The sequence below is a fragment of the Devosia aquimaris genome (genome assembly GCF_020169335.1).
GTDB lineage: Bacteria > Pseudomonadota > Alphaproteobacteria > Rhizobiales > Devosiaceae > Devosia > Devosia aquimaris.
Window position 1 is genome coordinate 319,654 of sequence record NZ_JAIEZN010000001.1, and the last position, 7,672, is coordinate 327,325.

At 65.9% G+C, this 7,672-nt stretch carries 7 protein-coding genes; 5 read left to right on the top strand and 2 right to left on the bottom strand.

Annotated features, from left to right (window positions below; all coding sequences use genetic code 11):
- Positions 1 to 45: 45 nt before the first annotated feature.
- The 3 genes from K1177_RS01605 to K1177_RS01615 all read left to right on the top strand — a co-directional run bounded on the left by K1177_RS01605 (position 46) and on the right by K1177_RS01615 (position 3,318).
- On the top strand, positions 46 to 1,260 hold the full coding sequence (locus K1177_RS01605; RefSeq protein ID WP_224701574.1) for a DUF898 domain-containing protein: 1,215 nt from the start codon (positions 46 to 48) through the stop codon (positions 1,258 to 1,260).
- Positions 1,260 to 2,381, top strand: coding sequence for a M48 family metallopeptidase (locus tag K1177_RS01610; protein WP_224701575.1), 1,122 nt, complete (start codon positions 1,260 to 1,262; stop codon positions 2,379 to 2,381). The genes K1177_RS01605 and K1177_RS01610 overlap by 1 nt, the downstream gene beginning before the upstream one ends.
- 88 nt (positions 2,382 to 2,469) lie before the next feature.
- Positions 2,470 to 3,318, top strand: a complete 849-nt coding sequence (locus K1177_RS01615; protein ID WP_224701576.1) for a DUF1499 domain-containing protein — start codon at positions 2,470 to 2,472, stop codon at positions 3,316 to 3,318.
- On the opposite strand, the gene K1177_RS01620 is transcribed toward K1177_RS01615, so the two are convergent.
- On the bottom strand, positions 3,315 to 4,214 hold the full coding sequence (locus tag K1177_RS01620) for an MBL fold metallo-hydrolase (RefSeq protein WP_224701577.1): 900 nt from the start codon (positions 4,212 to 4,214) through the stop codon (positions 3,315 to 3,317). The two genes, K1177_RS01615 and K1177_RS01620, sit on opposite strands and share 4 nt — an antisense overlap.
- A gap of 98 nt (positions 4,215 to 4,312) precedes the next feature.
- Here K1177_RS01620 and K1177_RS01625 point away from each other — a divergent pair, with 98 nt between their 5' ends.
- Both K1177_RS01625 and K1177_RS01630 read left to right on the top strand, forming a co-directional pair.
- Entirely contained in the window at positions 4,313 to 4,924 is a 612-nt protein-coding gene (locus K1177_RS01625) for a biotin transporter BioY (RefSeq protein ID WP_224701578.1), read from the top strand.
- 63 nt (positions 4,925 to 4,987) lie between these two features.
- Positions 4,988 to 5,686 (top strand): spermidine synthase family protein, encoded by a 699-nt coding sequence (locus tag K1177_RS01630; protein ID WP_224701579.1) that lies wholly within the window; start codon positions 4,988 to 4,990, stop codon positions 5,684 to 5,686.
- A 39-nt stretch (positions 5,687 to 5,725) separates the two neighbouring features.
- Here the strand turns inward: K1177_RS01630 and K1177_RS01635 are convergent, their stop codons facing one another.
- Positions 5,726 to 7,333, bottom strand: a complete 1,608-nt coding sequence (locus tag K1177_RS01635; RefSeq protein WP_224701580.1) for an EAL domain-containing protein — start codon at positions 7,331 to 7,333, stop codon at positions 5,726 to 5,728.
- Positions 7,334 to 7,672: the final 339 nt, after the last annotated feature.

Consider the following 7,672-nt stretch of genomic DNA (forward strand, 5'->3'; position numbering starts at 1 on the left):
CTGCCTGCCTCGCCTAAAACGACTGAGGCTTGGGAGAATATCAGCATGGTGATGCAGCGGGGGCCGGAGCGGCCGGTACCGGTTGTGTTTACCGGTTCGCGGCGCGAACTGGTGGGCTTGCTGCTGCGCGGCTATCTGCTGCTGCTGCCCACCATCGGGCTCTACCGCTTCTGGCTGACCACCTGGACGCGCCGCTTCTACTGGTCCAACACCGTCATCGATGGCGATACGCTGGAATATACCGGTCAGGCCAGTCAGCTGCTGGTCGGCTTCCTCATGGCGCTGGCGGTGTTCATCCCGCTCTATGGTCTGTTTTTCTACCTCTCCACCCAGTCCAGCGACGCGGCCATCGTCGGCTATAGCCTGGTGGCCGTCGGCATCTGGTTCCTGATCGGCTACGCCATCTATCGCGCCCGCGATTTCCGCCTGTCGCGGACCCTCTGGCGCGGCATCCGCTGTGACCAGACCGGCAATCCCTGGGCCTATGCGTTGCGCCGTTTCGGCTGGTCGCTGCTGATGCTGGCAACGGCCGGGCTGGCCTATCCCTTCATGGCGGTGAGCCTGTGGCGCTACCGCTATGTGCACAGCTGGTTCGGCACCCGCCGATTCGGCTTCACCGGCTCCTGGCGCCTGCTGGCCGGACAATACTACATCAGCTATGTGCTGGGCGTGGTGATCGCGGGTATCGGCGCCGGCATCGGGGCCGCCATGGGGGCCTTTCCACCTTCGGGCGTCGCCAATCCTTGGGCCTATCTGCCCATCGGCATCGCGCTACTGCTCATCGGCATTGTGATATTGCGCTATCAGGCGCGGGAGCTGAGCCGCATGTTCTCCTGCGTCCGCCTGGGCAGTGCCGCGCTGACGGTGACCATCCGCGCCCGCTCCCTGCTGCACCAGTATCTGCGCTATGGCCTGGCGCTGATCGTGGCCGGCACCGTGCTCGCCACCGGTGGCTTTGTAGTCCTCAGCTTCATCGCGCCCGAAGCCTTCGCCAATGGCGACTTCAACCTGCAGCTGTTCCTCCAGCACATGCAGGGCAGTGTGGAAACGCTGATCGCGATCGTGCTGGGCTATTTGCTGATCCTGGGCGGGCTCAACCTGTCCCGCGAACTGTTCCTGGGTCTGGCATTCTGGAAGCTGGTGGCCAATGGCGCCCGCATCACCGACATCGACAGCCTCGATACCGTGGGCGCGCGCGCCGAGGACAAATCGCTCGGCGGCGAAGGCCTGGCCGACGCGCTCAATGTGGGGGCCTATTGATGCCCATTCCCGCCCGCTACTACGATGGTGTCACCGCACGCGTCCGCCAGGTCGGCCTGCTCTACGAGACCGAAGGCGATGTCTCCTATTTGCTGGTGGTGGAGGGCGAAGCCCGCGTGCCGGTCACGCGCTGGCCGGTCAAGGCGCTGACCATGGTGTCCAGCCGACCGGACGAATTGCGCCTGCGGGGCAGGGGCCTGCCCGAGGGCGCACGCCTGGTGGTGCGCGGTACGGCGGCCATTGCCCGCATGAAGGCCGGGCTGCCGGTGCTGGAGCGGCGGCAGCGCCGCGAAACGCGCCAGCAGATTGGCCTGGCCGCCCTGGCCACTGCTGCGCTGGCGGCGGTGATCCTGGCCTATCTCTACGGCGTGCCGCTGCTCGCCGGCCGCATCGTCACCCTGGTGCCGCCCGATTGGGAGCGCGGCCTGGGAGGCACGGTCGCCACGCAGATGGAGGCCAGCCTTGGCGCGCCCATCACGCTGTGCGATCCGGCGCCCGAGAGCACCGCCAATATGGCACTCGCCCGGTTTGGCGCCAAAGTGCTCGAAGGCAGCAACAGCCCCTTCACGCTCGACATCCGCGTTATCCACGCCCCGGTGGCCAATGCCTTCGCCATGCCCGGGGGGCGCATCTATGTCTTTTCCGCCCTGCTCGAACAGGCCGAGAGCCAGGACGAGTTTGCCGGCGTGCTGGCCCATGAGGTGGGCCATATCGCCTATCGCCACGGCATGGAGCAGCTGCTGGCCTCGGCCGGCACCGGCGCCCTGATCGGCTTCATCCTGGGCGACATGACCGGCGTGTCCGTGGCCGCAGGCCTGGGCTCGACGGTGATCGATTCGCGCTTCTCCCGCGAGGCAGAACGCCAGGCGGATGCGTTTGCGGCCCAGGCCTCCTATCATCAGGGCTTTGACCCGGTCGGCCTAGCCAATCTGCTCGATCGCGTCGGCGGTGACGATGCGTTGAGCCGCGCGCTCGCCCTGTTCAGCACCCATCCGCTGACCGAAGAACGCAAGGCGGCCCTGGACGCCCTGGCTGCCGACCGGCCGCGGGACCTGCCGCCGCCATTCAGTCCGGAGGAATGGATGGCCATCCGCACCATGTGCGGCAGTTCCGGAGTGTGATGGGCAGGGTGATCGGACGTCTCCGATCTTCAAATTCAATCAATACCTTGCCACTATCATATGGGGCCAAGGCAGCGGCGGCGGCAGAGTGCGCATACTGATCCGGACATCGCGATGGGCTATCTGGGCGCGCCGCCTTGGCGGCATCGCCGTGCCTCTGGTCGTCATCTCGGTCCTGCTGCATCGCTTTGGCCTGGTCGGCGGCGAACGTTTCCTGGTGATTATCGGCCTGGGCGGCGCCGTGGCCCTGCTGGCCGTCATCGTGGCCATCATGGCGCTGGCCCGGCTGTGGCAGACCGGCGACCAGGGCTGGAGCCGCGCCCTGATCGGGCTGGTGCTGGGCCTGATCTGCCTGGCGCCCTATCTCTGGTATGCGCAACTGGCGCTGCATTATCCGCCGGCCACCGACATCGCCACGACAGGACGCGACGCCCTGCCGCTGATCTTTGAGGCCGGCACGGCCGACATGCCGCCGCCGCGCCTGCTGACCGCCGGGCAGATCGAGGTGATTTTCCCCAATGTCGTCAGCCGCACCTATCGGCTGAGCCAGACCCAGATTTTCGAGATCGCCCAGAAGCTGGTCGAGGACAATGGCTGGACCATTCGGCGCATGACGCCACCGGGTGGCAGCGGCCAGCCCGGCCGCATCAATGCCCAGACCATGACCTGGCCCGGCTGGCGCGAGGAGATCGTGCTGGCCATAAGCGGCAATGACGACAGCGCCACGGTGGACATGCGCTCGGTATCGCTCAATGCGCCCCATGATTTTGGCAGCAATGGCCTGCGCATCGAAAGCTTCCTGCGTGGGCTGGACGAAGCGGTGACCAATGCACTGCGCGATGCGGCCGGCATCGCCCCGCCCGCCGCCGAAGACGACGAGGGCGACGATGAGGCGCCACCGGTCTCAACCGATTCGAGCGAACCTGCTGCGACCTAAAGGCTGATGCGCGTGCCCCAGAGTCGCCGCTGTACGGACAGCTGGCCAAGCGCGGCCAGATATTCCACATGCGCCGAGATCGTCATCATCGCGGCCCGTCGCACCAGCAGGTTCTGTGGCGGGTAGATCTGCGCCAAGATGGCCGAAAGGGTGCGTGCGCCGCCCCGTACCGCGGCGAGCACCTGTTCATTGCGCAGCTGGCGGTGTTTGCGCAGGGCGCGGGCATAGGCCGGGCCATCGGCTATGGGCCCGCCATGGGCCGGCACATAGCGGGTCTGGGGCAGGGCGATGACCTTGTCGAGCGAGGCGAAATAATCGGCCATGCTGCCGTCCGGTGGCGCCACCAGCGTTGAGTTCCAGCCCATGACGTGGTCCCCGCTCAACAGGTCATCACCCAGCGCAAAGGCCAGGTGATTGGCGCAGTGACCCGGCGTGGCATGAACGGTGACGGCGAGATCGCCCGCCATGATGGTTTCACCATCGACCAACGTCCGGTCGGGCACCAGATCCCAGTCGCAGGAGCGCACCAGCGGGTTGCGCTCGAAGCGCCGCAGGGGACGTGACAATCGGTGCGGCCCGCCGAACCACACTGGCGCATTGAACAGCGCGGCGGTCTGGCGCGCCGAAGCGCTATGGTCGCGATGGGTGTGGGTGAGCAGAATCGCCGTGACCGGACGCCCGGCAATGGCCTGGCTCAGCGCGGCCATATGGCTGGCCGATACCGGCCCTGGATCGACCAGCGCCAGACGCTCGTGTCCGATCAGAAAGCTGTTCGTTCCGGTAAAGGTATAGGCGCTGGCATTGGGCGCCGTAATGCGCACCAGGCCGTCGGCCACCGCGACGGCCTGGCCGGTCTGAGGATCAAATTGGCTGTCGAAGGCGAGGCTTGCGGCCATTGCACTCACTTGGGCGGCGGATTAAGAAGGCTGAGACGCGAACTGCGCCGTGTTCCGCTCGGGGATACCGGTTCGCCCCTAAGCATGGAAGGTATGAAATGGCTGTGACTTTGACCACGCCGAACACGCTTCTTGGCCTCTACCAGCCCAAGGGCACGGTTGCCAAGTTGGCGTCCAACATCGCAACGGTCGTGCTCGGCACGCTGCTGATTACCCTGTGCGCCAAGATCAACGTCCCCGTCTGGCCCGTTCCGGTGACCATGCAGGGCTTTGCCATTGCCGCCCTGGCCGCAGCCTTCGGCATGCGCATCGGCGTTGCCACTGTCGCGCTCTACCTGGTTGAAGGCGCGCTGGGCCTGCCCGTGTTCGCCACCGGTGGCGGCCTTGCCTATCTCGTCGGCCCGACCGGCGGCTTCCTCCTCGGCTTCCTGGTCCTGGCGGCCGTCACCGGCTTTGCCGCTGACCGCGGCGCCTCGGGCAAGCCTCTGGCCCTGTTCGCCGCCATGCTGGTGGGCGATGCGCTGATGTTCGTGCTCGGCTTTGCCTGGCTCGCGCTGATGGCTGGCCAGGCCGGCTGGATCGACCAGACCAATGTACTGGGCTCCGCTTTCGCCAAGGCCGTGCAGCCCTTCATCGTCTGGGACATTCTCAAGATGGCCCTGGCCGCCGTGACCGTCACCGGCGCCTGGAAGCTGATCTCCAAGCGCTGATCGGCGCTTTCATCCGATTGCGAAAGCCGGCCATCTGGCCGGCTTTCTTTTTTGCGAGGCATCATGGCGGTCAATCCCTGGATCCTGCTCGATACGGCCAAGGTCCCCGGCGGCGAGGGCGATCTGCGCCTGCTGCGCCGCGGCAGCGAATATTCCATTATGGCGGGCAGCACCTCGCTGATGAACTCCCGCATGAGCGGCTCGGAAGAGGCCCTGGCCACGCTGAGCTGGGCGCGCATCGCCAGCCAGCCGCGCCCGCATATGCTGATTGGCGGCCTGGGCATGGGTTTTACCCTCCGCGCCGCCCAGGCCATCCTGCCGCCTGACGCCCGCATCACCGTGGCCGAACTGGTGCCGGCCGTGGTCGCCTGGGCGCGTGGTCCCATGGCCGAAGTGCACGGCGAGAGCCTCAGCGACCCGCGCCTGACTATCCGCGAAGCCGATGTCGGACGTCTGCTCGATGACGAGAATCGCTATGACGCGATCCTTCTCGATGTCGACAACGGTCCCGAGGGGCTGACGCGCGATTCCAACGACGGGCTCTACACCGCCCGCGGCCTGCGCCGCGCCCTGCGGGCACTGCGCGCCGGGGGCGTGCTCGCCGTCTGGTCCTCCCACACGAGCGCCCCCTTCACCAAGCGGCTGGTTGCCGCCGGCTTCAAGGTGGAAGAAGAACGCGTGCGCTCTCGCGGCAGCAAGGGCGGCGAACGCCACCACATCTGGCTGGCCAGCAAGCCCCGGTCGGCTGGCACTGCAGGATAATCCCCGGTCGCTCAGCCGGGCAATGCCCGACGCCGACCCCTAGGCGACCAGATAGGGCCGTCTCTGCTCCGCTCTGGCGGGGGTCACCAGCAGTTGCACAAAGCGGGCAATCTCGACTGGCCGCGAAATCAGATAGCCCTGCACGAGCTCGACCTGTCCGGTCGCCTTGATCATGGCCAGCCGCGCTTCGGTTTCCACCCCTTCCACGGTCACCTTGTGCCCGGCGGCGTGGATCATCTCGATGGCATTGCCCAGCATCCGGAACATGAGGCTGCCGTCAGCAGCCATGGCAAAGGAACGGTCCAGCTTGACGCCATCGACGGGCAGTCGGGCCAGGTTCTCGATGTTGGAATAGCCGGTCCCGAAATCGTCCAGATGCGTCTTGATGCCGTGCCGGCGCAGGGCCTCGATTTCGCGGCGGGCGTGTTCGATTTCCAGCTGGTCGGTTTCGACGATCTCGACAACGGCATCGAAGCGGCACTCGGAGGCCTCGAACATCTTGAACGTGTCGCGGATCCAGGCGGCATCGAGATCGCTGGGAAAGATGTTGAAGTTGACCTGCAGCCTGATTTGGACCGGCACGCTGCTGGAGAGCTCGTCATAGGCGCGGCTCGCGACAAAGCGCGTCAACTGGCGGCCCAGTCCGCGGGCTTCGACAATGGGCAGGAACTGGTCGGGATAGACGATCGAGCCATCGACATCGCGCCAGCGCACCAGCACCTCGCAGCCGTGAATGCTGCCTGTCACCAGCGACAGCACCGGCTGATAGGTGCAGATGATGTTCCGCGCGTTGAAATTGCGCAGGAAGCGCGCCTCAAAGCTCCAGAACCGCCGCAACAGATTGTGCAATTGCCCGCTGATTCCCAGCGCCAGCATGCCGCAGACCAGGACGCCGAGCAGCAGCACCTGGAGGTGTGCCGCGACGAAATCGGCAAGGGCGACGCGCGTTGTCACGCAAGCCTCGCCGTCGGGCAGGCAGCTTGTCGCAAAAAATGCGCCGTCGTGCAGCGGCAGGTAGCTGCCCAGGATCCCCAGAGTGCCGCCAGCGGCATAGAGCCCCGCCTGGCCATCGCGATGATGGAACGCCGACGCGCCAGCCCGATCCACCGCTTCAAACTGCACCCAATCCCGCATCGGGGTCTCTGCCGGTTGTGCCGGGACCACCAGGCCGAAATCGTCAATGGCAATGATCGTGCCCTGGGCGGCATGCCGCCCCAGAAACCCCAGGGGGCGATCATACCAGATCGCGGCGCCGGTCCGGTCGTCACGCGCATCAGGCACGCCCAGATCAAAGGGCCGCAGGTTGCTCGAAACGGAGCATTTGACCACGCCGTTCGGAACATAGAGAAATTCGTTCAGACCATCAGGCAGGAAGGCAATGTCCCGCAGGGCCGTGTGAAATTCCGGTGAGCAGGGCTCGTCCACCAGCTGCGCCGCCATTGCGGCCTGCGTGGTGACAATATTGTGCTGCAGGCGGGCCCGTGGCTCGAGCAGGCGCTCTGCCTCGGCGCGCATGGTGTGGGCGACAAATTCGGTACACAGGGCGCCGCCGGCGAGGAGAACGAGGATCAGCGTTGCCGACCACAAGGCAAAGCCAAGATAGCGTTCGTGAGCGCGATCGATGAGCAGGGAAACAAACTTTGGCATTTGCATCCTCCCGGGACGAGCCCGATCCTATCGGTGGAGGCTTGAAGGACTGATTAACTTGCGCCGTGGACGTTTATAGGGCGCGCGACAGGGGCCGCGTTCGCGGCCAGCGACGCCGCGAGGCGATGAGCGCCCTGGGTTTTGTGCGGCGCCAGACAAGCAGGGTGCGGGCAAAGGCGCGGATCATGGCCTGATATTGGCCAGCGTCGTGGACAGCCTGACTGCCCGATCATCGAACCCGCCGGGCAATGCTTCTGCCACGAAAAACCCCGACGTCCGAAGACGCCGGGGTTGATTGGTCGGAGTAGAGTGATTCGAACACTCGACCCCCTGCTCCCG

Coding starts and splice junctions, on each gene's coding strand:
- K1177_RS01630 (WP_224701579.1), top strand. CDS start 4,988: ATGGCGGTCAATCCCTGGATCCTGCTCGATACGGCCAAGGTCCCCGGC.
- K1177_RS01635 (WP_224701580.1), bottom strand. CDS start 7,333: ATGCCAAAGTTTGTTTCCCTGCTCATCGATCGCGCTCACGAACGCTAT.
- K1177_RS01605 (WP_224701574.1), top strand. CDS start 46: ATGGTGATGCAGCGGGGGCCGGAGCGGCCGGTACCGGTTGTGTTTACC.
- K1177_RS01620 (WP_224701577.1), bottom strand. CDS start 4,214: ATGGCCGCAAGCCTCGCCTTCGACAGCCAATTTGATCCTCAGACCGGC.
- K1177_RS01610 (WP_224701575.1), top strand. CDS start 1,260: ATGCCCATTCCCGCCCGCTACTACGATGGTGTCACCGCACGCGTCCGC.
- K1177_RS01625 (WP_224701578.1), top strand. CDS start 4,313: ATGGCTGTGACTTTGACCACGCCGAACACGCTTCTTGGCCTCTACCAG.